We start from the raw sequence: 21,525 nt of genomic DNA, 5'->3' as shown, positions 1-21,525 counted from the left end.
CATGGAACAGGCAAACAAGGATCGATCGCTGGTCAGCAAAGTCATGGACGGACTTGTGACTGGCATCGTCGAAGAGAAATACGGCGCCATCCTGCCACCGCAGGATGTGCTGTCGAAGGAGTTCGACGTCAGCCGCACCGTCATGCGCGAGGCGCTGTCGATGCTGCTCGCGCGCGACATGCTGGACGTGCGGCCCAAGATCGGCACGCGCATCCGGCCGATGAGCGATTGGCGCATGATCGACGAGGACGTCGTGAACTGGCGTTTTCGCGCGAAGCCCGATCCGCTGTTTTTGCGCGACGTGATCGAGTTTCGCATTCTGATCGAACCGCGCGCCTCGGCGCAGGCGGCCGCGCGCGGCAGTGCCGCCGACATCGCGGCGATTCGCGAGGCGTTCGACGCGTTCCGCTTGATCCGGCCGGGCGAACCCGGCTATCAGGCCGCTGATGAACTCTTCCACGCGCGCATCGTGGTGGCGAGCGGTAATCAGTTCTTCAAACAGATGGCGGCGATCATTCGCGGCGCGCTGTCGACCGTCAACCCGATCGTCAATCACAAGGAAGGGATGTGGGAGAAGGCGGTGAGCACGCATCAGCGCGTGATCGAAGCGATCGAACGGCGCGATCCGAAGGAAGCGGAGATCGCCTCGCTGGCGATGATCGACTACACCACGGAAGAGCTCGGCAGCAACTTTACGTCGGAACCGCCGGTGCGCGGCTGAGCGTGGCCGCTACGGCGGCAGCTCAGGTTGTCTTCCCGCAGAGACCTTGCATAACGGACGGCGCAGCAAGCTGCCGGCGCATGTGCGCACGGCTTGCGTCACAATAGCGCCTGTTCTGAACTGCACGGACTCGAAGGAACGATGACAATCGCAATGCAAGAAGCCCCCTCGGGCGGCATGATTCGCTGGGGGATCGTCGGGACGGGCCGCATCGCCCGTCGATTTGCTCAAGGACTCACACACGTGCCGCACGCGCAACTGACCGCGCTGTGGTCACGTCGCGCCGAACCGGCCATGGCCTTCGCCCAGGAATTCGGTGGCGAGGTGTGTGCGAGTTTCGAGGCACTGCTCGCGAGCGGTATCGACGCGCTTTATATCGCCACCGTCCAGGACAGTCACGCCGGCTATGCGATCGCCGCGCTTCAAGCCGGTCTGCACGTACTGTGCGAAAAACCCGCCACCATCAACAAGCCGCAACTCGAGCGCGTGCTTGAGGTCGCGCGCGCCGAGCAACGGCTTTTCATGGAAGCCATGAAGCCGCCGTTTTATCCGCTGTACAGAAAGTTGCGCGCGCATCTGGATGCCGAGCCGATCGGCGAGGTGGGTTTCGTGCGCGCCGGCTGTTCGGTGCCGGGCGTGCCGGACGATCATCCGTCCATGTCGTTCGAGCATGCGGGCGGCGCGCTGCTCGATATTGGCGTCTACGAGATGTTTCTCGCGGTCGACTGGCTCGGTGCGCCGCGTGAGGTGCAGACGCTTGGGCGGCTCGGCTCGACCGGCGTCGATACGTTCGCGAGCCTGAACAGCCAGCATGAGCGTGGCATTGCGCAGCTGTTTTGCGGACTCGACCTGCACGGCAAGGGCGACGCGTTGCTGATGGCCAAGGGCGGCCATGTCACGATTCACGAACCCTGGTGGAATCCGGCGCGCGCGACGATCCGGCACGCCGACGGTCGTGTGGTCGAGTTCGACGAACCGTTCGAAGGCGGCGGTCTGAACTACGAGACCACGCATTTCTGCGAGCTGATTCGAGCGGGGCAGACGGAGAGCCCGCTGATGCCGCATAGTAAGTCGCTGCAGATGATCGAGATGGCCGACGCCGCGCGCGCCGCGTTGGGGCTCAAGTTCGCGGGGGAGTGAGGGCCGCTTGACGCGTTGCTTCCAGCGGCGGTGGTACGATTTGCGCGGGCACACTGACTCGAATAAAAAGGGTCCGCCTGCCCACAGCTTTCGATCACCTTCCATTGGAGCCGCCTGCGATGCGCATGCTTGGAAAACTGTGGCGCGACAACAAGAGCCTCGTCGCCTTTCTGTTTCTGATGGTGCTGTTCCGCAGCGCCGTGGCCGACTGGAACGTCGTGCCGAGTGGTTCGATGTTGCCGACAATCCGCGAAGGCGACCGGATTTTCGTCGACAAAATGGCCTACGACCTGCGCGTGCCACTTACCCACATCACGATCGCGCATCTGCACGATCCGCAGCGCGGCGATATTGTCACGATCGATTCGTCGGCCGCGCATGAGTTGATCGTCAAGCGTCTGATCGGCTTGCCCGGTGACAGCGTCGCCATGCGCGACAACGTGCTGTACGTGAACGGGGTGCGCGCGGATTATCAGCCGCTGCACCTGAAGCCGCTGCCGGGCGATGCGGCGTCCCCCGGCGACTATCTGACCGAGCGCTTCGACGGCGTTATGCACACGGTGCGGCTGGCGCCTGACGCGCCGAGTCCGCGCAATTCGTTCGGGCCGGTGGTCGTGCCGCAAGGCGAGTATCTGATGCTCGGTGACAATCGCGACGATAGCGCCGACTCGCGGTACTTCGGCTTCTTTCCGCGCAAGGAACTGATGGGCCGCACGCGTCACGTTGCGTTTTCGCTCGACCCGGATCACTTCTACAAACCGCGCTTCGAGCGCTTCGGCGCGCCGCTGGATGCGGCGTCGCTAGCCGCCAGCCGGTAGGTTGGCGGCGAGAGATGCTCAGGTTCAGTGGCGCGACGGCAGCGCCAAGCGCTTTTCGTACCAGTGCTGCACCCACTCGAGCACCTGGCATAGCACCCAGTAGACCGCGGCTGCCGCGAGGTACAGCGGCAGCGGCTGATAGGTCGACGCAATGATCTCCTGCGCGCTGCGCAGCAATTCGGTCACGGTAATCACCGATACCAGCGACGTATCCTTGATCAGGCTGATCAAGCTGTTCGACAGACTCGGTACGGCAATGCGCAAGGCCTGTGGTGCGATCACGTAGCGCAGCGTCTGGCGCCGCGAGAGCCCCAGGCTGTACGCCGCCAGCCACTGGCCGTTGTGGATGCCGAGAATCGCGCCCCGCATGCTTTCCGACAGGTACGCCGCCACGTTCGCCGACAACGCGATCACGCCCGCGGGCGTGGGGTCGAGCGAAATACCGAGACTCGGCAAGCCGTAATAGATCACGAAGATCTGCACGAGCAGCGGCGTGCCGCGGAACACGCTGACATACACGCGCGCGATCCAGTTCAGCGCGCGGTTGTGGCTGATGCCCATCACCGCGAGCACGGCGCCGGCAATCAGGCCGAAGACCATCGACAGAACCGCGAACTTGACCGTCAGGACGGCACCCTGTGCGAGCACAGGAAGCGATTGGACGAGCAGGGAAGTGGTGGACATGAGCGGTGGGTAGGGTTAGCGCGGCAAAGCGCACATCATAAACATTGGCGGGCGTGAGCGCGGGGGCCGCAAAAGCGAAGGGCGGCATCATCAACGATGCCGCCCTTCGTTTCATCCAGCGCGCGTTACTTGACCGGGTTGCTGACGTCGATGCCGAACCATTTGTCCGAGATCTTCGAGAACGTGCCGTCCGCTTCAAGCTGGGTCATTGCGTCGTCGATCGCCTTGGCGAACTTCGGATTGTCCTTCTTGAACGGAATGCCCGACGGGTTGCCCGCGCCGACCGTCGCGCCCGTGCGCAGCGGCAACTGCGAGTTCTTCATCAGATACGCGAGCATCAGGCGGTCGTTCAGTGCCGCGTCCAGACGTCCGGCGGCCAGATCGCGCAGGTATTCAGGCGCGCCCGGATACGTCTTCACGTCGATGCCCGGCACCGACTTCGCCATGTCCATGTAGTTCGTGCCCAGACCGACGCCGAGCTTCTTGCCCTTCAGATCGTCGAGCGATTTGAACTGGCGCGTGTCGTCCTTACGCTGGATCAGCTGCGCGGCCGAGTACGTGTAGGCCGGCGAGAAATCGAGTACCTGCTTGCGCGCGTCGGTGATGCCGACCTGGTTGACGATCACGTCGAACTTGTTCGCCTGCAGACCGGCGATGATGCCGCTCCACTCGGTCGTGACGAACTCCGGCTTCACGCCGAGCTTGGCGGCGACGGCCTTGGCGACGTCGACGTCATAGCCGACCAGTTCGCCCGACGGCGCTTTCGAATTGAACGGCGGGAAGGTGCCTTCCAGACCGATGCGCAGCGTGCCGCGCTGTTTGACCTGGTCGAGCAGGTCGTCCGCGTGGGCGGCGACAGCAGTAAACGACGCGCCGATCAGGCCGACGACGAGCATCTTTTTCAGCAAGCCAAAATTCATCGTGTTCCTTTTTGTTCGTCTGGCGTTTTAACAGACAAAAGCATAACAAAGCAGGCTATCGAAATCTAAATATCGTTTGTTTATGTCTATATGACTTTAGCGCAGCGCCTGCGCGCATTCGGCCACCAGCGCCGGTCCGCGGTAGATGAAGCCGGTATAGAGTTGCACCAGCGAAGCGCCCGCCGCGAGCTTCGCGCGCGCGTCCTCGCCTGAAAAAATCCCGCCCACACCGATGATCGGCACCGTTTCGCCGACTTCCTTGCGCAGTTTGCGGATCACTTCGTTCGACGCGTCGAACACCGGCTTGCCCGACAGGCCGCCGGCTTCGTCGCCGTATTGCATGCCGCTGACGGCGGTGCGCGACAGTGTGGTGTTGGTGGCGATCACGCCTTCGAACTTGTGGCGCAACAGCGTATCGGCGATCGATTTGATCTGTTCGTCGTCGAGGTCCGGCGCGATCTTCAGTGCCAGCGGCACCAGCTTGCCGTGCATGTCGGCGAGACGCTGCTGCTTGTCCTTCAGCGCGGCGAGCAGCGCGTCGAGTTCGCCCGCGCCTTGCAACTGGCGCAGGTTCTTCGTATTCGGCGACGAGATGTTGACCGTCACGTAGCTCGCAAACGGGTACACGCGTTCGAGGCAGTAGAGATAGTCTTCGGCGGCGCGTTCGATCGGCGTGTCGGCGTTCTTGCCGATGTTCAGCCCGAGAATGCCGCGATAGCGCGCGGCCTGCACGTTCTTGACGAACTGGTCGACGCCCGCGTTGTTGAAGCCCATGCGGTTGATCACGGCATTCGCCTCGGGCAGGCGGAACATGCGCGGGCGCGGATTGCCCGGCTGAGCGCGCGGCGTGACCGTGCCCACTTCGATGAAACCGAAACCGAGCGCCGCCAGACCGTCGATGCACGCGCCGTCTTTGTCGAGGCCCGCGGCGAGCCCGACCGGGTTCTTGAACGTCAGCCCCATCACGGTGCGCGGCGCATCCGGCACGCGTGGCGCGAGCGCGCCGGCAAGGCCGGTGCGGCCGGCGGCGCCGAGGATGCGCAAGGTCAGGTGGTGAGCGTCTTCCGCGTCCATGCGAAAGAGTTGGGCGCGTACGAGCGGGTAGAGGGAACTGAACACAGGACGAAGCCGGGCGGCCGGAAAATGGTAACCCGCCATTTTACCGGCTTTAAGGCCTGAATGAGACTAACTGGATGCGGCGCGAAAGGCGGGGGCGCGGGGACGCTGCGGGTGAACCTGCTTGATGTGCCCTGGCGTACTGGCACAGCGGCGTCGGCTTCGGTGCGCGCAGACCGTCCCGCCTTGCATGGTGGACCCCGGAGTTGTTACGGTCGCAGCGGCCCGCGCTTGCCCTGAATTGCCATATCGACCGGCGGCAGATCGATGGTGGCGGGATCGAGCACCTTCCACGCACCGTCGATCAAGCCTTCGAGCGGCCGGAAATTCGCCTTGTACGCCATCTTTTGACTCTCGCGAATCCAGTAACCGAGATACACGTAGGGCAGCTTGAGGCTCTTCGCCTGCTCGATCTGCCAGTAGATGTTGTAGGTGCCGAAGCTGGTGTGCGGCAGACCCGGTTCGAAGAACGTGTAGACCGACGAGAGCCCGTCACCGAGGATGTCGATCATGCTGATCATGCGCAGAATGCCCGGCGCGTCCGGATGATCCGGCAGCGGCTCGCGAAACTCGACCAGCCGCGAGTTGATCCGGCTCTGCAGCAGGAACTGTTCATATTGGTCGCGGCTGTCGCGGTCCATGCCGCCGCCGGCATGCCGTGCCGACTGATAGCGCATGTAGAGCGCATAGTGCTCTTCGTCGTAATGCAGTGGGGCGACCGTTGCGATCAACTCGCCGTGCTTTTTCCAGACCCGGCGCTGCGTGCGGTTTGCTTCGAACTGATCGACCGGCACGCGCACGGGCACGCAGGCGCGACAGCCATCGCAATACGGGCGATAGGTGAACACACCCGAACGGCGGAAGCCGGCTTTGACAAGGTCGGTATAGACGTCGGAGTTGATCAGGTGACTGGGCGTGGCGACTTGCGAGCGCGCGACGCGTCCATCCAGATAGCTGCAGGGATAGGGCGCCGTTGCATAAAATTGCAGCGCGGAAAGCGGGGAAAGAGGCAGCTCGTTGGGATGAGTCACGTTGGCAGCTCTCGAAGCGTCTCTGGTATTGCAAACCCGGCGCGCCTTGCGGCTCGTGACCCGCGGCTCGGTAGGCGACGGATCCGGATTCGGCCTGATTCTTTCTACGCCGCAGGCGCGACGACATCGCGCAATACGGTCTTGTCGAAGCGCCAGGGAATCGATGGTGCGTCGACGGCGGTGCGAACATGCGCGATGAACGCTTTGCGCGCTATCTCACGGCCGCCCAGCGATGCCAGATGCGACGTGTTCTGCTGGCAGTCTATCATTTCTATTTCGTGACGGCGCAAGTGTCCGACAAGCGCGGCCAGCGCCATTTTCGACGCATCGGTGACCTCCGCGAACATCGATTCGCCGAAGAACATCCGGCCGAAAGACACTCCATACAAACCGCCTACGCGCTTGCCTTCGAACCAGGTCTCGATGCTGTGCGCATCGCCCACCCGGTGCAGCGACGAATACGCTTCGACCACGTCGGCAGTGATCCACGTGCCGCGCTGGCCGCGCCGCGGCGCCTGCGCACAGGCCCGCATCACGGCGGCGAAATCATGGTCGACACGGATTTCCCATGCGTCTTCGCGCAGCACACGCTTGAGCGTTTTGCGCAGCGACGGTGACAGTTTGAACTCGGCGGGGCGCAGGATCATGCGCGGGTCGGGGCTCCACCACAACACGGGCTGCCCGTCCGAATACCAAGGGAAGATGCCACGCCGATAGGCGTCGATCAGGCGCGACGGCAACAGGTCGCCGCTGGCGGCGAGCAGGCCGGGTGCGCCGCTGGTCGCGCCGAGCGCACGCTCGACGGCGGGAAACGGATCGTCAGGTCCGAGCCAGGGCACCATGCGCGCCGCTCAACCTTCGCGCAGCGAGCGGAAGATATCGCCCGTGTGCAGACCGAAGCTACCGGCAGCGCGGTCGGCGAAAAAGAAACGCAAGGTCTGGCCGACGGTCGGGAAGGCGATCTCGTCCCACGGAATTTCGTGTTCCTCGAAGAGTTTCACTTCGAGGCTTTCCTCGCCGGCGGCGATGTCGAGGTCGAGCAGGCGCGCCATGTAGAACAGATGCACCTGATGCACGTGCGGCACGTTCAGCAGCGAGAACAGGTTCTGCACCTCGACGCGCGCGCCGGCCTCTTCCAGCGTTTCGCGCGAAGCGGCTTCGGCGGTGGTTTCACCCATTTCCATGAACCCTGCCGGCAGTGTCCAGTAGCCGTAGCGCGGTTCGATCGCGCGACGGCACAGCAGCACTTTGTCGTCCCAGACCGGAACGGTGCCGACCACGTTGCGCGGATTCTGATAATGCACCGTGCCGCAACTGCCGCATACGAAGCGCTCGCGGTTGTCACCCGGCGGAATGCTCAGGCTGACGCCGTGGCCGCAGACAGAACAGAATTTCATAGGAAGGGGACGAGAAAGAGTGATGGGAGTTTATCACTGGGCTGGCGTTTTCTGAGGTCCGGCAAAGGCGGCGTGCGGATGGTGGTGCGAAGGCAGCGGCGTGCATCGCGCGCGGAACGCGGCTTGGGCGATTGTTGCCTCGGCCGATTGGCTGGCGTCGGCGCTTTTCCGCGCTATTCGAGGGCGGGTGAATTAGGATTGCTACCCATATAACCCGGTGCCGGGGCAGAAACCGTCTCGCTGAGCGTGATCCGGGCGTCTGCAGGACTTTGGTGTGGAACTGACTACAAGAAGGGGCAGGGCGCGGAACGCACTACAGCCGTGAAGAGCGAGGCAGAAAACAAAAAAGGCCTGCCGGTTGGGCAAGCCTTTGATGCTGTTTCGACGTTTCGAACCGTATGAGTTACTTGGTTGCGGGGGTAGGATTTGAACCTACGACCTTCGGGTTATGAGCCCGACGAGCTGCCAGACTGCTCCACCCCGCGTCCGTCGAAGAAAAGATTATAGGACAAAGCGGCAGCCAACGCAATAGCTATTTAAGAACCGACTTCATATCTGCCAATGCGGCGCGACTTGCGACGCCTCGCGCTGTCCAAAGTCGCGCCGCTGTCCAACGTCGCGCTGCGCTTGGCCGGCGTCGCATACCGGAAGGCCCTCGTAAGGCACTGCGCTAGAATCCAGATTCTCTTCGCGGTGCCAAGGTGCAGGTGCAACGGCCCGCGCTTCACTTCTTACCTTGCTCAGAACTCCATGGATATCGCTCACGATCTACAGGTGATTGCCGCTCAGGAACACGCGCTGGTGTTCCCGCAATTCGACGCCGACCGCGCATGGCAGGTTGGTGCGTATCTGCACGAGGTCGCGAGAGCACGCGGCATTGCCGCCGCCATCGACGTGCGCACGTTCGGTCAGCCGCTGTTCTTCAGCCTGCTTGACGGCGCGACGCCGGACAACGTCGATTGGGCGCGCCGCAAGGGCAACACGGTCGCGCATTTTCGGCGCAGTTCGTACGCGATCGGTTTGAAGATGCAACAGGCGGGTAGCACGCTCGCTGACAAGCACGGCTTGCCGGTCACGGAATATGCGTCGCATGGCGGCGCTTTCCCATTGACGGTGGCGGGCGCCGGTGTGATCGGCTCGATCACGGTATCCGGATTGCCGCAGCGTGCGGATCATGAACTGGTGGTGGAAGCGCTGTGCGCGCACCTTGGCCACGACTACAGCAAGCTCGCGCTTGCAAAGGCCTGAGGCGATGCGGATGCCTCCATATGCATTGCTCGCCATTGCGATCGTCGCCGAAGTCATTGCGACCTCCGCCATGCGGGCGTCGGAAGGTTTTTCGCGGCTCTTGCCCGCAACGGTTGTGGTGATTGGTTACGGCATCTCGTTCTATTGCCTGTCACTCACGCTGAAGAGTATTCCAGTGGGCATCGTCTACGCGGTGTGGTCCGGCGTCGGCATCGTGCTGATCACGCTGGTCGCGGTCGTGATGTATCGGCAAGTGCCTGACTTGCCGGCCATCATTGGGCTGGGGCTGATCATTGCCGGGGCGGCCGTGTTGAACGTGTTCTCGAAGATGCAGGCGCACTGAGCGTTACTTGCAGCGCACGATCATCGAACGGTTTTTCACGTTGGCCGAGACGACATTCGTGACGCTGCCGCCCGCGGCGCCGCCTTCGTCGTTATCTTTCGACACGATGTCGTAACCGGTCGCGCCACATGCCTTGCCGGCCTGCACGTAGCAGGAGGCCCAACTGGACGCGGCGTCGGCACCGCTGCAGTTCACCGCAAAACCGGTCTGGCCGTTCGGCAGATTGATGAGCGATGTGGTGTTCGACGACGCGCAGCCGGCGAGACCCGCGCCGAGCAGCACGGCGGCGGGCAGGGCGGCAGACAGGGACGCCCTGCGGACTAGCGCAAGCGCGGTGTTGCCGGATCGCAAGCGACCGGCGCGGCGCAATTGCGTCATGAAATGCATCGTGAAGTTTCCTTTCAAATAGGTGTCGAGACTCGCCACGCACACGGGAAGTGCGCACCCAACCAAGGCTACGACGTTTCGATCGAGATGCCCGCCGCGCTGACCAATTGGCGGCTTTCTGTGCCGCTTTCAGTCGCTGCGTCTTCCCAGATGCTGATGGCTCGCGGAATGTCGATGCCGTTGCTTTCGGCGTAGGCAAACCATGCGTTTGCCGCATCCGGCTCGGGCAGTTCGTGGTTCTGCAGAAAATATTTTCCCATATTGCGCTCACTGGACTCGAAATGGTGTCACTGCGTCGGCACAGGTCGTGCCGGCGAACCACTTCGACAGAAGCAGGCGGAACAAGTGCAATTCGGCGTATCGATTGGCATGCAGAACCGCTCGGCTCGGGGCAGCGCGGCTGCGAGCAGGAGGGCGAAGGAGGCTGGACCGCGGTTGAGGCGCGCGAGTACCATAGCGGGCATGTCCGGGGGCGGCCGGTTCTCACCGGTGTCCGTTTCCTGCCGGATACTTCTCATGAGGCGACCATGGAAATCCGGTTTCCCGCGGACGCGCCCACTTACCGCGACTCCAATCTGACGGTGGTGTTTCCCGCGCTCGTGAACGGTGAGCCGGTGCCGTGCGCGATTTCGGTCGAGGCACTCGAGGATCATTTCGGGGCGTACTCCGAGGATCTCGAAGGCTGGCTGCGCGCGTTCGACGCCGGGCGTCCGCACATCGAGGCGGTTGCACGCGAGCATTTGCAGATCAGCAATGGCACGCCCGTGCTGCTCAAGAGCGGCCATTTTCCGCCGGGCAACGTCGCGGCCTGATACGGCTCGTTCGCTGGTACATGGATAACGTGGTTCAAACCCCTTGCTTGTGAGCGCCGTCCTCAGGTCAGGCCGTCTTTCAGGCCGCCTTCGCGGCGTCCCGATGCGAGTCAGCACTCGCCGATGCCGTCGCGCGCGCGGCCTCGAACGCATGCCGGATACCGTCTTCGTACGACGTTTTTGCGATCGGGCCGATCAGCTTCGTCAACGCGGCGTCGTCAAGCACAACCGGCTCGGTTATCAGGTAATTCATCTCCACCAGTTCCCGCATGAGCGGATTGAAGAGGCCGAGCACGCGCAGCATGGTCTTGCCGGCCACCATCAGCTTCGGCTCACGGCCCGCTAGCGCATAGGCCTGTCTTGCCACTTCGCGCTGCGTGATCGTGCCCGTGCCGGCCAGGTGCCACCACCGGCCGTACGCGTCGGGGGTATGCGTGAGTTTCTCGACCACCGGCCCGATATCCGGCAGGTAGATGAATTCGTGCGGCACATCCACCGGCCCGATCACCTGCGCGCGCTTGCCGTGCGCCGCCCCCTCGAATATGCCGTTGATCAGACTGCGTTCGACACCAGGCCCGTAGAAATCCGGCAGGCGCAGCACCAGCGTCGACAGGCGGGACGATCCGCTGGCGCGTCCATGCGCCGCCAGCACCAGCTTTTCCTGCGCGAGCCGCATCTTGCCTTTGAAGGTATGGGGCTCACGCGGATGATCTTCGCTGATCGGATTGCCGCGTGCGCGGCCGTACGGATACACGGTGCCGATCAGAATGAAGCGCTCGACACCTGCCGCCGTCACGCCGGCGAGCGTTTTTTCCATAAGCGGCGGATGCGCGGCGAACTGATCGTAGGGCACGCCCACCAGATAGATCACGGTCTGCAAACCGGCGGCCGCGGCGCTGATCGAAGCCGGGTCGTCTGGATTCCACGTGACGATTTCCGCATGCGGGTCGCGGCCGAAAGCCGCTTCGAGCGGCGCGCGCGAGCGCCCGATCACCCGGTAATCCCGGCCCGCCGCGCCCAGCGCGGCCGCGATGATTTGACCTGCCGCGCCCGCGGCACCGAATAAACCCACTTTTCCCGTGGCTTGCATGACGACTCCTGAAGACAGCGCCGTATCGCGCCGCGATGATGTTGGCTAACCGATGAGAATTTACTGAACACCGTTCAATAAACAGTGTTCAGTTTAATTTGACTTTTCAGTTTGTCAACCCGAAAATGTTCGTCATGGGAATCGTCGAACGAAAAAAACGTCAGAAGCAGGCGCTGCGTGAGCGCATCCTCGATGCAGCGCGGCGCATTGTGATGCGCGAAGGCTTTGCCGCGCTGTCAATGCGCAAGATTGCGGACGCCATCGAGTATTCGCCCGCCACGCTGTACCTGCACTTCGCGAGCCGCGATGAGATCGCACAGGCGTTGTGCGCGGAAGGCTATGCACAATTGTTGGAGACGTTCGTGCCGCTTGTGCAGATCGCCGATCCGGCTGAGCGCTTGAAGGCGCTCGGGCGTGCTTATGTGGCATTCGGTGTCGCGCATCCGGAAACCTACCGGCTGATCTTCATGGAAGACCCGAGCTACACGGGCGCGGCGCTGGGCGGCGTGGCGGCTGCGGCGGGTGCGGCGGGTGCGGGTGCCTCGGCGGCTGCGGTCGCGGACACGGGTTTGGTGGGCGACGTGGTCGAGATCACGGCGCCTGGGACAATGGCCGCGGGAACAACGGCGGCAGGAACACCGGCCGTGGCTTCTTCCGCGTCCGGAAAAGCGAGCCTCGCGCCGGCGAAACCGGACGACGACCCCGGCGACGCCGCGTTGCACATCATGATCTCCGCGCTCGAAGAGTTGAAAGCGGCGGGGCGCTTGTCCGCGTCGATGAACGTGCACGTGTGGGCGGAAGCGTTCTGGGCGACCATGCATGGCATCGTCGCACTCAATCTCACCTGTCCCGTGTTTCCGACCGCGCCGCTGGATACGGTGGTGGGCGTCGCACTCGATGCCTGGCTGGGCACGCAAAACGCCGGGCAGCCGCCAGGCGTCACGAGCTCCGTGCGCGCCCGCAAAAGAAAGTCCGCTGACGCACTGGTTGAAGCGCGCGTCGAGCCCGGCGGCGAACCGGCTGCTCAGCCATCTCAGCCATCCGCACCGTCGGGAAAAAAGGCCGCCAAGCAGCCGGGACCATCGGCCACCCAACCCGCCAGCGATGCGGATACCAGCCCAGCCATCAAAGCGGACACCCAGCCCACCGTCAAACCCGCCACCAGGCCCAAAGCCACGAGTGCGTGATAACGTTCAGTTCCAATTCATTTCGCGCCATCGCGCTTAGCTCTCCATGTCCATTTCCGCCTCGCCCGCCGTTAGCGACGAAGTCGCGACTTACGTAGCCAACCGCATCGGTTTCATCGAACTGGAAAGGCCGAAGGCGCTCAACGCGCTCTCGAGCGGCATGATCCGCGCGATGCACGCGGCGCTCGATCAGTGGCGCGAAGATCCCGACGTTCTTGCCGTGGTGGTGCGCAGCCAGCATCCGCGCGCATTCTGCGCGGGCGGCGATATCCGCTTTCTGTACGAGTCGGCGCAGCGCGGCGAGCATGACGCGCGCGATACGTTTTTCACCGAGGAATACCGGCTCAATCACGCGATCTTCACGTACCCGAAGCCGTATATCGCCTTGATGAACGGCGTCGTGATGGGCGGTGGTATGGGGATTTCGCAGGGCGCGCATCGTACCGGCGGCCTGCGCGTGGTGACCAACTCGACGAAGATGGCGATGCCCGAGACCCGCATCGGACTCTTTCCCGATGTCGGCGCGAGCTGGTTTCTGGCGCGCACGCCGGGTGCGCTCGGCCGTTATCTGGCAGTCACCGGCGAGACGATCGGCGCAGCCGATGCACTTTATGCAGGTCTCGCCGACGCCTATATCGACGACGCGGCATTGCCCGCGTTAGTCGATACGTTGCGCACGGAACTGTTCGAACGTGGGGCTGACGTGGTCGCGTGCGTCGAGCGCGAGACAGCGGCGCATCAGGTCGTGCCGGAACCCGATGCCTCGCCGCTCGCGAGCACGCGTGCGTTGATCGACCAGCATTTCGCGTTGTCCGACGTGGCGCAGATTCTCGCTTCGCTGGAGCAGGAACGGGAGCGTGGCGGCGAGGCCGCCGATTGGGCCGAGCAGACGATTGCCATATTGCGCGAGCGTTCGCCGCTATCGATGGCCGTGTCGCTGGAAGTGGTGACGCGCGCCGAGGGTTCGATGGCGGACGTGCTGCGCGGCGATCTTGATCTGACGCGCACGAGCTTTGCGCAGGGCGATACGACCGAAGGGATTCGCGCGCGCATCATCGACAAGGACAACGCGCCGCGCTGGCGTTTTGCGCGCATTGAAGACGTGCGCGCCGCCGATGTGGCGAAGATGTTCGAAAGTCCGTGGCCGGCCAACGAACACCCGTTGCGCGATCTGCGCGGTTAAGCGGGGTCAGGCCACAGCGTTAAAACAATTGAAGCAGGAGGGCTATGCCGGGCGTTGTCCCGGCATAGCCGGAACGAACCTACACCAGGAAGACGCTCAGTCTTCGTCTTCGCTAGCCATGAAGGCGCGCATGAACACCAGCGCGCCCCAGCCCCACATCGCATTCGCTGCGAAACCTACCGCGAGGCGCGGCAACATGTTGCCGCTCGGCCAGATGCCGCGCAGCGGATCGACCACGAACACGCTCGCGGCCGTCAAGGCAATGCCGCCGAACACGAAGGCGGGCACCCAGGGCGCGCGCCGCCCAGGCGCCACGCGCAACAGCCACGCCATCAGCACCGCCCAGAACGCGCTCCAGATCGCGTTCGCAATGAACTCCGGTAGCCCGAGCGGCAAAAAGGGCGCGGTCGAAAAACCGGTTGGGTCGATCAGACCGGCGGCGTGCAGCAGCGCAAGGGTCGATTCATGAAAGAACAGGGAAGCCAGAAAACCGGCGACGAACGGCAGGATGAGTTTTTGCATGCATGACACCGCGAGAGCTCAGGCGGCGTGGTTTGCGCGGCCTGCACCGGATTATTGGAAATGTGGCGCCATTATATAGAGGGGTATCCCGTTTTCAGCGTAGGTAAGGTGCAACACCCGTATGCTTTAACGTCGGGCTAATCACGAAAGTGGAAAACCTAAGCTAAAAAAAATCGTTCAAAAGCCGGGCCCCGATCCATAGACTGTTTCTCCATGCAGACGGCGTTTGCCGCCGTCGCCCATTTAATCGAGCGCATCACGCGCACGTCTGGTCGAGGGAAGCCGCCGCGATGTCCTGCCTGATGCCGATCTTCAACTGCTGCATGGCGCGCGCGCGTTTGCGGATGCGCTGTCGGAACTAGTCCGCGCCCCACCGCAGTATTTCCGTCCTCTTTTGCGCTTGCATCTCCGGCTCTCGTGCCGGATGGATGTGCGCGACCAGCGGCGCGCGGCTAGCGGCGCGCGACCGGCGTGTGTGCTTTCACTCGACGCACCGTCGTGACACACGTCTCCATTCAATCCAGTTTCGAACAAGCAGGAGCAGCAAATGAATGTGTTCTGGTTCATTCCGACTCACGGCGACAGCCGCTATCTCGGTACGTCCCAAGGCGCACGCGCAGCCGATTACGACTACTTCCAGCAGATCGCCGTGGCCGCCGATACCCTCGGCTACGAGGGCGTGCTGCTGCCGACCGGCCGTTCATGCGAAGACGCATGGGTCGTCGCATCGAGCCTGATTGCCGCGACCAAACGCCTGAAGTTTCTGGTGGCGATCCGTCCGGGCATTTCATCGCCGGGTCTGGCGGCGCGCATGGCGGCGACCTTCGACCGTCTGTCGAATGGACGTCTGCTGATCAACGTCGTGACCGGCGGCGATTCGGCTGAACTGGAAGGTGACGGCGTGTTCGTCGATCACGACACGCGCTATGAAATCACCGACGAGTTCCTGCACATCTGGCGCAAGCTGCTGAGCGCCGCGCATACCAACGACGCGATCGACTTCAATGGCAAGCATTTGACTTCGAAGGGCGGCAAGGCGCTGTATCCGCCGGTGCAGAACCCGCATCCGCCGCTGTGGTTCGGCGGGTCGTCAGCGGCTGCACACGACATCGCGGCCGATCACATCGACACGTATCTGACGTGGGGCGAGCCGCCCGCCGCCGTCGCGAAGAAGATCGCCGACATTCGGGCCCGTGCTGAAGCGCGTGGCCGCAAGATCAAGTTCGGCATTCGCCTGCACGTCATCGTGCGCGAGACCGAAGAAGAAGCATGGGCCGCCGCCGACAAGCTGATCAGCAAGCTCGACGACGAAACCATTTCTCGTGCCCAAGCTTCGTTCTCGAAGATGGATTCTGAAGGACAGCGCCGCATGGCGGCATTGCACGGCGGCAAGCGCGGTGGCCGGGCGGAACTCGAGGTGTATCCGCATTTGTGGGCGGGCGTGGGTCTCGTGCGCGGCGGCGCGGGGACGGCGCTGGTCGGCAATCCCGAACAGGTGGCGGCGCTGATGAACGAGTACGCGGCGCTCGGCATCGATACGTTCATCCTGTCCGGCTATCCGCATCTCGAAGAGTCGTATCGCTTCGCTGAACTGGTGTTCCCGCTGCTGCCGGGCCATCGAAGCAAGGCCTCGGGCGGCCCGCTGTCGGGTCCGTTCGGCGAGATTGTCGGCAACAACTATCTGCCGAAGGCGGCGAGCTCGAGCTGAGCGCTTGCGCCCGGTTCGATAACGACGCCCAACGGTTAAGCAATGAGGGAATCATCATGGCTCAATCCACTGTGAGTGCGGGACGAGGTACACACGCCGGCGCGCGTGCAGACGTCAATGCAGACGTGAATGCAGGTGCGCGTTCAGGCGCGAGCCGCTCCGCGAGTCTCGCCGTATTACGCCGCATCGGTGCGCATCTGGCACCGTGGCTCGCGCCGCTGGCGATTCTGCTGGCATGGGAATTCGCCGCGCGTAGCGGCATTCTCTCGACGCGCGTGCTGCCCGAGCCGCTCGCGGTCGTGAAAGCCGCGTGGTCACTGATCCAGTCCGGCGAAATGTGGGCGGACGTGAAGGTCAGCACATGGCGCGCGGTGTCGGGCTTCGCAATCGGTGGCGGCATCGGACTCGTGCTCGGCCTCGCGACGGGTCTCTTCAAACCCGCCGAAATCGCGCTCGATTCGACTGTGCAGATGGTCCGCAACATTCCCGCGCTGGCGATGATCCCGCTCGTCATCCTGTGGTTCGGTATCGAGGAAGAAGCGAAGGTGTTTCTCGTCGCGCTGGGCGTGTTTTTCCCGATCTACGTGAACACGTTTCACGGCATCCGTTCGGTCGATGCCAATCTGATCGAAATGGCGCGGAGTTACGGCGTGAAGGGTTTCGCACTTTACCGGCACGTGATCCTGCCGGGCGCGTTGCCGTCGATTCTGGTCGGCGTGCGTTTCGCGTTCGGGCTGATGTGGGTCACGCTGATCGTCGCTGAAACCATTTCCGCGCAATCGGGCATCGGCTACATGACGATGAACGCACGCGAATTCCTGCAAACCGATGTGGTGGTGGTGGGCATCCTGCTGTACGCGGCGCTCGGCAAACTCGCCGACGTGCTGGCCAAGAGTCTCGAGCGCGTGTCGCTGCGTTGGCATCCGGCCTATCAACGAGGAGCGAAAGCATGAGCGCAACGACATTGTCGGCGTCATTCGGCGGTATCGCGGGCAGCGATCTCGAAGCCGAACTGGCGCAACCGCGCACCGTCGATCACGACGCGGATGAGGCCGCCGGCTTCGACCGCGCAGATCCGGCGCACGATTACCATCGCGTGGGCGTCGTGCCCTCGGCGGCGGGGGCATCGGCGCGCAACGACGCACGCCGGTCCGCCGATTATTGCGTCGAGTTGCGCGGCGTCGGCAAGCAGTATGGCGCGCGCAAGGTGTTGTCCGATTTTGATCTGTCGATCGAGCGCGGCAGCTTCGTGGCCATTGTCGGCCGCAGCGGCTGCGGGAAATCGACCTTGTTGCGGTTGGTCGCGGGTCTGGAGAAGACCACGTCGGGCGTGCTCGAAAAGCGCACCGAAGACGGCCGCCCGCTCGACACCCGCATCATGTTCCAGGACGCGCGGCTCTTGCCCTGGAAGAGCGTGCTGCAAAACGTGATGCTCGGCCTCGGCCGCAGCGCGCGTGAAGATGCGCGCGCCGTGCTCGCCGAAGTCGGTTTGCTGGAGCGCGCCAATGACTGGCCCGCGCAGCTCTCCGGCGGTCAGCGTCAGCGTGTGGCGCTGGCGCGTGCGCTGGTGCATCGGCCGCAATTGCTGCTGCTGGACGAGCCGCTCGGCGCGCTCGACGCCTTGACGCGCATCGAGATGCACGCGCTGATCGAACGCCTGTGGCGCGAACATCAATTTACCGCGCTGCTGGTGACGCACGATGTGCACGAAGCTGTCGCGCTAGGCGACCGGATTCTGCTGATCGAAGAAGGACGCATCGCGCTCGATCAGCCGGTGCCGCTTGCGCGCCCGCGGGCGCGCGCATCGGCCGGTTTTGCCGCGCTGGAAGAACATGTGTTGCAACGCGTACTGAAGACGGCGCCGAACGACGACGCGCTGTCCCACCGCGCTTACGACGCACGTAACGAGGGCCGCCTCACGCGGCCGACAGACGTCCGCTGGGCCGTCTGACATCCCTTGACTGACTGTTTTCAATCGCTTTTCTGGAGTCACTCGATATGACCATTTCCGCAATCAATGTACGCAATCAGTTCAAAGGCAAGGTCAAGGAAATCATCCGCGGGCCGGTGGTGTCCGAGGTCGATGTGGACACGCCGTTCGGTATCGTCACCTCGGTGATCACCACGCGTTCTGTCGACGAACTCGACCTGAAGGTCGGCTCGGAGGTAGTTGCGCTGGTGAAGTCGACGGAGGTGTCGATCGCGCGTTTGTAAGCGCGAGGCTGCACGATTCGCACTGCTCGTACCGTCTCGCGCGCCGACGCTATGTTGCGTTGGCGCCGCTTCGCTCCATCTCGTCCTCCTTTCCTATCCCGCTTGCTGGTTTGCTGCCGCCACGCATCCGTACGGCACGCAACCCGTACGCCTCGACGTGCCCCTGCGTGCGGCCGCGAAACTTGCTACGATAAATTCAGCACCACGACGGAGACGGCCATGTCGAAGTCATTAAGTCCGGAAGCGGTTGAAGCGTTGCGGCGCCTGAACGATGTCGGCGTCGGACAGCCCATGCCGAGGTTTGAGCAATCCGTCACGGCGGAGTTGCTGACGAACGGGCTCGCCGCTGAAGCAAGCGGCGGCGAAGTCGAAATCACCTGTAGCGGCCGGCAGTACCTGTCTGGCGATTGCGACTGATCGTCAGGCGAGGGCGGGCCGGTGCATGCTCCGAGCCGCAACGACGGCCCGGTGGACAGGTATGGCCGCCGACATTTAAGGGCACGCAGGACACCAAGGAGGCGATCATGGAGCCGAAGGGCCTCGACATGGGCGACTACCAGGAGCGCTATCAGGACTACGACATCGAAGTCGCGGTCGAACAGGTGCTCACCGGTGTTAAAGCGCATTTTCGGGTGTTGCGTAACGATGCAGTGGTGGTCGACTGGCGGCTCGTGCACATCGACACCCTATGGTCCACCGAGCATGCCGCGGCCGAGGCAGGCTTCCGGGCGGCGCGCGAAACGATCGATACCGGCCTCGCCGCATAGCCACAAACCCGTCAATTGGCAAACGCATTCGATTTAGCTGACTTTGCGAATCGCCGAACGAGTCGCCCAACGAGGCGGTGCGCGAGGCGTGACGAAGCAGGGGCCGGGGTTTGATACCGCGGGCGCAACGGACACGTAAACGGAACTGGGCGCCGACATGCATTGCTGCATGCGCGGCGCCCAGTTCGGCTGCCGTCTTGTGAACGGCAACCTGCAACGGCGACAGATTAGTGGCCGAAGAAAACCGACTGCGGACCCGACGAAGCCGGTGCACGCGTACCCGATTGCGACGACACGTTGTTCACGCCACCGTATGCGTTCGATTCGGCGTTAGCGCGTTCAGCCGCGACGGTTTGCGCGTTCTGGCCTTGTTGCGAAGCCGGTGCGCCGACCGACGGACGATAGAACGGTGCCGGGCCGTAGCCGCTAGCGAATGCGGGAGCAGCGATCGAGGCAGAAACAGCAACCAACAGGGCGGCGATGAGCTTGGTCTTCATGGTGTGACTCCGATAAATTTCGATTTCATTCAGGAAGGCGTCGCAGGAGCCGGTAGGGGTGTGTCTGCAACGTCGATGGAAGGCAGTGTATACCCCTACTATTGAAAATTTGTATCGATAATCTGAAATTACTGTTCTCGGTATTGAAATAATCGGTCAGCGGTATATGCGACAGGGGTCAGCGATGGTCTGCCCCCGTCTGTTAAGTGTTTTAGTTGGTCAAAGACCCGGTTGGCAGGGCGGTTTATCGGTGGTGTTTTTGGGCAATCCTGCCGTGTCATCAGCGTTTCAGGGGCATTTGGCCACTTGCGGTAAAATCGTGGTTTGATTCAAGCCGTCTGGCCGCCCCATGTCTTCAGCTCAAACTCCCAGCCCCCGCCGCGTTTCCGTTGCGCCGATGATGGACTGGACCGATCGCCACTGCCGCTCGCTGCATCGCGTGATATCGCGCCATACGTGGCTTTACACCGAAATGGTCACTACTGGCGCGTTGCTGCACGGCGATGTGCCGCGCCATCTCGCGTTTACGCCCGATGAAGCGCCAGTCGCTTTGCAACTCGGCGGCAGTGAGCCTGACGACCTCGCGCGTTCGGCTAAGCTCGGTGAGCAGTGGGGCTATGACGAGATCAATCTGAACTGTGGCTGTCCATCCGAGCGCGTGCAGCGAGGTGCGTTCGGCGCTTGCCTGATGACCGAGCCGCAACTCGTCGCTGACTGCGTGAAGGCAATGCGCGATGCGGTCTCCGTGCCGGTGACAGTCAAGCACCGGATCGGCGTCGATGCAGTCGAGGAATATGGCTTTGTGCGCGACTTCGTCGGCACGGTCGCGGACGCCGGCTGCAACGTGTTCGTCGTGCACGCACGCAATGCAATTCTCAAGGGCTTGAGTCCGAAAGAGAACCGCGAGATTCCGCCGCTTAAATACGAGTACGCGTATCAGTTGAAGCGCGACTTCCCGCATCTGGAGATCATCATCAACGGCGGCATCAAGACGCTTGATGAAGTGGAGACGCATCTTCAGCACATCGACGGCGTGATGCTCGGGCGCGAGGCTTATCACAATCCTTATCTGCTTGCGGATGTCGATGCACGCTTCTATGGCTCGACGGATGCACCGCTCACGCGCGAGCAGGTCGAGGCGAAGCTGATCGAATATTGCGCGGCCGAAATGGCACGCGGTACGTACCTTGGTTCAATCACGCGTCATGCGCTCGGCCTTTACCGCGGTGAGGCAGGTGCACGTGGATGGCGTCGCGTGTTGTCCGATAGCAAACGTCTGGCGGCGCGCGATCTGACCATCTTCGACGAGGCAAGACAGCATCTGCGTGAGCCCGTCGAAATTTTTGAATAAAGGACTAGGCAAACGAGATTCTTGTTCGTATAATCTCGTTTCTTCATCGACGAGCCAAGTTTCTCAGCAATGAGTTGCTTAGCAAGTCAAGCAGATGTCAGTGGTGGCTGTAGCTCAGTTGGTAGAGTCCAGGATTGTGATTCCTGTTGTCGTGGGTTCGAGCCCCATCAGCCACCCCAAAGAATTCGAGCAGTTAAAGTTTTGCCAAGCGGCGTTGTGAGAAATCACAACGCCGTTTTTGTTTTGGCCTTCGCCAAACGATCGCGCGATGCAGGATTGCCTCGTCATTCAATACGAGGTTCGATTGACGTCAATGCCCATGTCCCCCCTGGCCGCCGGCGCTGCTCCACGAACTGCCGCCGCTGCCGTGCCCGCCACCACCGCCGTGC

26 protein-coding genes and 2 tRNA genes are annotated in these 21,525 nt (G+C 62.8%); 16 read left to right on the top strand and 12 right to left on the bottom strand.

Annotation, left to right across the window (positions count from 1 at the left end; translation table 11 throughout):
• Position 1: 1 nt before the first annotated feature.
• The 3 genes from GNZ12_RS18855 (at position 2) to lepB (ending at position 2,679) form a co-directional block, all read left to right on the top strand.
• Positions 2-721, top strand: a complete 720-nt coding sequence (locus GNZ12_RS18855; protein WP_172312435.1) for a FadR/GntR family transcriptional regulator — start codon at positions 2-4, stop codon at positions 719-721.
• Positions 722-874: 153 nt separating this feature from the next.
• A complete protein-coding gene (locus tag GNZ12_RS18850; protein ID WP_172312433.1) occupies positions 875-1,861 on the top strand; it encodes a Gfo/Idh/MocA family protein in 987 nt (328 codons plus the stop codon).
• Positions 1,862-1,980: 119 nt separating this feature from the next.
• The gene (gene lepB, locus GNZ12_RS18845) at positions 1,981-2,679 is read left to right on the top strand and encodes a signal peptidase I (RefSeq protein WP_172312431.1); all 699 of its coding nucleotides are present in this window, start codon (positions 1,981-1,983) and stop codon (positions 2,677-2,679) included.
• A gap of 24 nt (positions 2,680-2,703) precedes the next feature.
• Here the strand turns inward: lepB and GNZ12_RS18840 are convergent, their stop codons facing one another.
• The 7 genes from GNZ12_RS18840 to GNZ12_RS18810 all read right to left on the bottom strand — a co-directional run bounded on the left by GNZ12_RS18840 (position 2,704) and on the right by GNZ12_RS18810 (position 8,312).
• Positions 2,704-3,363: an amino acid ABC transporter permease gene (locus GNZ12_RS18840; protein WP_172312407.1), complete on the bottom strand. Its 660-nt coding sequence runs from the start codon at positions 3,361-3,363 to the stop codon at positions 2,704-2,706.
• A gap of 125 nt (positions 3,364-3,488) precedes the next feature.
• Positions 3,489-4,283 (bottom strand): cystine ABC transporter substrate-binding protein, encoded by a 795-nt coding sequence (locus GNZ12_RS18835; protein ID WP_172312405.1) that lies wholly within the window; start codon positions 4,281-4,283, stop codon positions 3,489-3,491.
• A 96-nt stretch (positions 4,284-4,379) separates the two neighbouring features.
• Positions 4,380-5,441, bottom strand: a complete 1,062-nt coding sequence (locus tag GNZ12_RS18830) for a quinone-dependent dihydroorotate dehydrogenase (RefSeq protein WP_172312403.1) — start codon at positions 5,439-5,441, stop codon at positions 4,380-4,382.
• A gap of 167 nt (positions 5,442-5,608) precedes the next feature.
• On the bottom strand, positions 5,609-6,430 hold the full coding sequence (locus GNZ12_RS18825; protein ID WP_172312401.1) for an arginyltransferase: 822 nt from the start codon (positions 6,428-6,430) through the stop codon (positions 5,609-5,611).
• Between the two features lie 104 nt (positions 6,431-6,534).
• Positions 6,535-7,272: a leucyl/phenylalanyl-tRNA--protein transferase gene (aat, locus tag GNZ12_RS18820; protein WP_172312399.1), complete on the bottom strand. Its 738-nt coding sequence runs from the start codon at positions 7,270-7,272 to the stop codon at positions 6,535-6,537.
• A gap of 9 nt (positions 7,273-7,281) precedes the next feature.
• Positions 7,282-7,827, bottom strand: coding sequence for an NUDIX hydrolase (locus tag GNZ12_RS18815; protein WP_074284429.1), 546 nt, complete (start codon positions 7,825-7,827; stop codon positions 7,282-7,284).
• 408 nt (positions 7,828-8,235) lie between these two features.
• Positions 8,236-8,312: transfer RNA gene (locus GNZ12_RS18810), tRNA-Met, on the bottom strand.
• A 265-nt stretch (positions 8,313-8,577) separates the two neighbouring features.
• On the opposite strand from GNZ12_RS18810, the gene GNZ12_RS18805 reads away from it, so the two are divergent.
• Positions 8,578-9,075: a heme-degrading domain-containing protein gene (locus GNZ12_RS18805; RefSeq protein WP_172312397.1), complete on the top strand. Its 498-nt coding sequence runs from the start codon at positions 8,578-8,580 to the stop codon at positions 9,073-9,075.
• 10 nt (positions 9,076-9,085) lie between these two features.
• Positions 9,086-9,418: a DMT family transporter gene (locus GNZ12_RS18800; protein ID WP_407947713.1), complete on the top strand. Its 333-nt coding sequence runs from the start codon at positions 9,086-9,088 to the stop codon at positions 9,416-9,418.
• A gap of 3 nt (positions 9,419-9,421) precedes the next feature.
• Here GNZ12_RS18800 and GNZ12_RS18795 read toward each other — a convergent pair whose 3' ends face one another.
• Complete coding sequence (locus GNZ12_RS18795; RefSeq protein WP_172312393.1) at positions 9,422-9,805, bottom strand: hypothetical protein; 384 nt, start codon at positions 9,803-9,805, stop codon at positions 9,422-9,424.
• Between the two features lie 68 nt (positions 9,806-9,873).
• On the bottom strand, positions 9,874-10,065 hold the full coding sequence (locus GNZ12_RS18790; protein WP_172312391.1) for a hypothetical protein: 192 nt from the start codon (positions 10,063-10,065) through the stop codon (positions 9,874-9,876).
• 267 nt (positions 10,066-10,332) lie between these two features.
• Here GNZ12_RS18790 and GNZ12_RS18785 point away from each other — a divergent pair, with 267 nt between their 5' ends.
• On the top strand, positions 10,333-10,617 hold the full coding sequence (locus GNZ12_RS18785; RefSeq protein WP_172312389.1) for a DUF1488 family protein: 285 nt from the start codon (positions 10,333-10,335) through the stop codon (positions 10,615-10,617).
• Positions 10,618-10,696: 79 nt separating this feature from the next.
• Here the strand turns inward: GNZ12_RS18785 and GNZ12_RS18780 are convergent, their stop codons facing one another.
• The gene (locus tag GNZ12_RS18780) at positions 10,697-11,707 is read right to left on the bottom strand and encodes an NAD-dependent epimerase/dehydratase family protein (protein WP_172312387.1); all 1,011 of its coding nucleotides are present in this window, start codon (positions 11,705-11,707) and stop codon (positions 10,697-10,699) included.
• 134 nt (positions 11,708-11,841) lie between these two features.
• On the opposite strand from GNZ12_RS18780, the gene GNZ12_RS18775 reads away from it, so the two are divergent.
• Entirely contained in the window at positions 11,842-12,894 is a 1,053-nt protein-coding gene (locus tag GNZ12_RS18775) for a TetR/AcrR family transcriptional regulator (RefSeq protein WP_172312385.1), read from the top strand.
• Positions 12,895-12,940: 46 nt separating this feature from the next.
• Positions 12,941-14,077, top strand: a complete 1,137-nt coding sequence (locus tag GNZ12_RS18770) for an enoyl-CoA hydratase/isomerase family protein (RefSeq protein ID WP_172312383.1) — start codon at positions 12,941-12,943, stop codon at positions 14,075-14,077.
• A gap of 96 nt (positions 14,078-14,173) precedes the next feature.
• Here GNZ12_RS18770 and GNZ12_RS18765 read toward each other — a convergent pair whose 3' ends face one another.
• Entirely contained in the window at positions 14,174-14,599 is a 426-nt protein-coding gene (locus GNZ12_RS18765; protein WP_172312382.1) for a hypothetical protein, read from the bottom strand.
• A 547-nt stretch (positions 14,600-15,146) separates the two neighbouring features.
• Between GNZ12_RS18765 and ssuD the strand changes: the two genes are divergently transcribed.
• The 6 genes from ssuD to GNZ12_RS18735 all read left to right on the top strand — a co-directional run bounded on the left by ssuD (position 15,147) and on the right by GNZ12_RS18735 (position 19,288).
• Positions 15,147-16,307, top strand: a complete 1,161-nt coding sequence (gene ssuD / locus GNZ12_RS18760; protein WP_172312381.1) for an FMNH2-dependent alkanesulfonate monooxygenase — start codon at positions 15,147-15,149, stop codon at positions 16,305-16,307.
• A 56-nt stretch (positions 16,308-16,363) separates the two neighbouring features.
• A complete protein-coding gene (gene ssuC / locus GNZ12_RS18755) occupies positions 16,364-17,260 on the top strand; it encodes an aliphatic sulfonate ABC transporter permease SsuC (protein WP_216673269.1) in 897 nt (298 codons plus the stop codon).
• On the top strand, positions 17,257-18,258 hold the full coding sequence (locus GNZ12_RS18750) for an ATP-binding cassette domain-containing protein (protein ID WP_172312379.1): 1,002 nt from the start codon (positions 17,257-17,259) through the stop codon (positions 18,256-18,258). The genes ssuC and GNZ12_RS18750 overlap by 4 nt, the downstream gene beginning before the upstream one ends.
• Positions 18,259-18,305: 47 nt before the next feature.
• Complete coding sequence (locus GNZ12_RS18745) at positions 18,306-18,521, top strand: TOBE domain-containing protein (RefSeq protein WP_028198179.1); 216 nt, start codon at positions 18,306-18,308, stop codon at positions 18,519-18,521.
• A 219-nt stretch (positions 18,522-18,740) separates the two neighbouring features.
• Positions 18,741-18,938 carry a hypothetical protein gene (locus GNZ12_RS18740; protein WP_172312377.1) on the top strand — a complete coding sequence of 66 codons (198 nt, stop codon included), beginning with the start codon at positions 18,741-18,743 and terminating at the stop codon, positions 18,936-18,938.
• Positions 18,939-19,045: 107 nt separating this feature from the next.
• Positions 19,046-19,288 (top strand): DUF6566 family protein, encoded by a 243-nt coding sequence (locus GNZ12_RS18735; RefSeq protein ID WP_172312375.1) that lies wholly within the window; start codon positions 19,046-19,048, stop codon positions 19,286-19,288.
• A 227-nt stretch (positions 19,289-19,515) separates the two neighbouring features.
• On the opposite strand, the gene GNZ12_RS18730 is transcribed toward GNZ12_RS18735, so the two are convergent.
• Entirely contained in the window at positions 19,516-19,785 is a 270-nt protein-coding gene (locus tag GNZ12_RS18730; protein WP_172312373.1) for a hypothetical protein, read from the bottom strand.
• Positions 19,786-20,134: 349 nt separating this feature from the next.
• Between GNZ12_RS18730 and dusA the strand changes: the two genes are divergently transcribed.
• Positions 20,135-21,136: a tRNA dihydrouridine(20/20a) synthase DusA gene (gene dusA / locus GNZ12_RS18725; protein WP_172312371.1), complete on the top strand. Its 1,002-nt coding sequence runs from the start codon at positions 20,135-20,137 to the stop codon at positions 21,134-21,136.
• 103 nt (positions 21,137-21,239) lie between these two features.
• Positions 21,240-21,315: transfer RNA gene (locus GNZ12_RS18720), tRNA-His, on the top strand.
• Positions 21,316-21,525: the final 210 nt, after the last annotated feature.

The sequence above is a fragment of the Paraburkholderia solitsugae genome (assembly GCF_013177695.1).
Classification (GTDB): domain Bacteria; phylum Pseudomonadota; class Gammaproteobacteria; order Burkholderiales; family Burkholderiaceae; genus Paraburkholderia; species Paraburkholderia solitsugae.
The sequence above is the reverse complement of the archived record's forward strand: the minus strand, read 5'-3'. Positions and strand labels throughout refer to the sequence as shown.

What these genes read in the sequence shown, in the direction of transcription:
- dusA (WP_172312371.1), top strand. Translation starts at nt 20,135, where the DNA reads ATGTCTTCAGCTCAAACTCCCAGCCCCCGCCGCGTTTCCGTTGCGCCG.
- lepB (WP_172312431.1), top strand. Translation starts at nt 1,981, where the DNA reads ATGCGCATGCTTGGAAAACTGTGGCGCGACAACAAGAGCCTCGTCGCC.
- GNZ12_RS18795 (WP_172312393.1), bottom strand. Translation starts at nt 9,805, where the DNA reads ATGCATTTCATGACGCAATTGCGCCGCGCCGGTCGCTTGCGATCCGGC.
- ssuC (WP_216673269.1), top strand. Translation starts at nt 16,364, where the DNA reads ATGGCTCAATCCACTGTGAGTGCGGGACGAGGTACACACGCCGGCGCG.
- GNZ12_RS18850 (WP_172312433.1), top strand. Translation starts at nt 875, where the DNA reads ATGCAAGAAGCCCCCTCGGGCGGCATGATTCGCTGGGGGATCGTCGGG.
- GNZ12_RS18785 (WP_172312389.1), top strand. Translation starts at nt 10,333, where the DNA reads ATGGAAATCCGGTTTCCCGCGGACGCGCCCACTTACCGCGACTCCAAT.
- GNZ12_RS18840 (WP_172312407.1), bottom strand. Translation starts at nt 3,363, where the DNA reads ATGTCCACCACTTCCCTGCTCGTCCAATCGCTTCCTGTGCTCGCACAG.
- GNZ12_RS18800 (WP_407947713.1), top strand. Translation starts at nt 9,086, where the DNA reads ATGCCTCCATATGCATTGCTCGCCATTGCGATCGTCGCCGAAGTCATT.
- GNZ12_RS18745 (WP_028198179.1), top strand. Translation starts at nt 18,306, where the DNA reads ATGACCATTTCCGCAATCAATGTACGCAATCAGTTCAAAGGCAAGGTC.
- GNZ12_RS18735 (WP_172312375.1), top strand. Translation starts at nt 19,046, where the DNA reads ATGGAGCCGAAGGGCCTCGACATGGGCGACTACCAGGAGCGCTATCAG.
- GNZ12_RS18835 (WP_172312405.1), bottom strand. Translation starts at nt 4,283, where the DNA reads ATGAATTTTGGCTTGCTGAAAAAGATGCTCGTCGTCGGCCTGATCGGC.
- ssuD (WP_172312381.1), top strand. Translation starts at nt 15,147, where the DNA reads ATGAATGTGTTCTGGTTCATTCCGACTCACGGCGACAGCCGCTATCTC.
- GNZ12_RS18805 (WP_172312397.1), top strand. Translation starts at nt 8,578, where the DNA reads ATGGATATCGCTCACGATCTACAGGTGATTGCCGCTCAGGAACACGCG.
- GNZ12_RS18750 (WP_172312379.1), top strand. Translation starts at nt 17,257, where the DNA reads ATGAGCGCAACGACATTGTCGGCGTCATTCGGCGGTATCGCGGGCAGC.
- GNZ12_RS18815 (WP_074284429.1), bottom strand. Translation starts at nt 7,827, where the DNA reads ATGAAATTCTGTTCTGTCTGCGGCCACGGCGTCAGCCTGAGCATTCCG.
- GNZ12_RS18830 (WP_172312403.1), bottom strand. Translation starts at nt 5,441, where the DNA reads ATGGCGGGTTACCATTTTCCGGCCGCCCGGCTTCGTCCTGTGTTCAGT.
- GNZ12_RS18730 (WP_172312373.1), bottom strand. Translation starts at nt 19,785, where the DNA reads ATGAAGACCAAGCTCATCGCCGCCCTGTTGGTTGCTGTTTCTGCCTCG.
- GNZ12_RS18775 (WP_172312385.1), top strand. Translation starts at nt 11,842, where the DNA reads ATGGGAATCGTCGAACGAAAAAAACGTCAGAAGCAGGCGCTGCGTGAG.
- GNZ12_RS18765 (WP_172312382.1), bottom strand. Translation starts at nt 14,599, where the DNA reads ATGCAAAAACTCATCCTGCCGTTCGTCGCCGGTTTTCTGGCTTCCCTG.
- aat (WP_172312399.1), bottom strand. Translation starts at nt 7,272, where the DNA reads ATGGTGCCCTGGCTCGGACCTGACGATCCGTTTCCCGCCGTCGAGCGT.
- GNZ12_RS18780 (WP_172312387.1), bottom strand. Translation starts at nt 11,707, where the DNA reads ATGCAAGCCACGGGAAAAGTGGGTTTATTCGGTGCCGCGGGCGCGGCA.
- GNZ12_RS18790 (WP_172312391.1), bottom strand. Translation starts at nt 10,065, where the DNA reads ATGGGAAAATATTTTCTGCAGAACCACGAACTGCCCGAGCCGGATGCG.
- GNZ12_RS18770 (WP_172312383.1), top strand. Translation starts at nt 12,941, where the DNA reads ATGTCCATTTCCGCCTCGCCCGCCGTTAGCGACGAAGTCGCGACTTAC.
- GNZ12_RS18740 (WP_172312377.1), top strand. Translation starts at nt 18,741, where the DNA reads ATGTCGAAGTCATTAAGTCCGGAAGCGGTTGAAGCGTTGCGGCGCCTG.
- GNZ12_RS18855 (WP_172312435.1), top strand. Translation starts at nt 2, where the DNA reads ATGGAACAGGCAAACAAGGATCGATCGCTGGTCAGCAAAGTCATGGAC.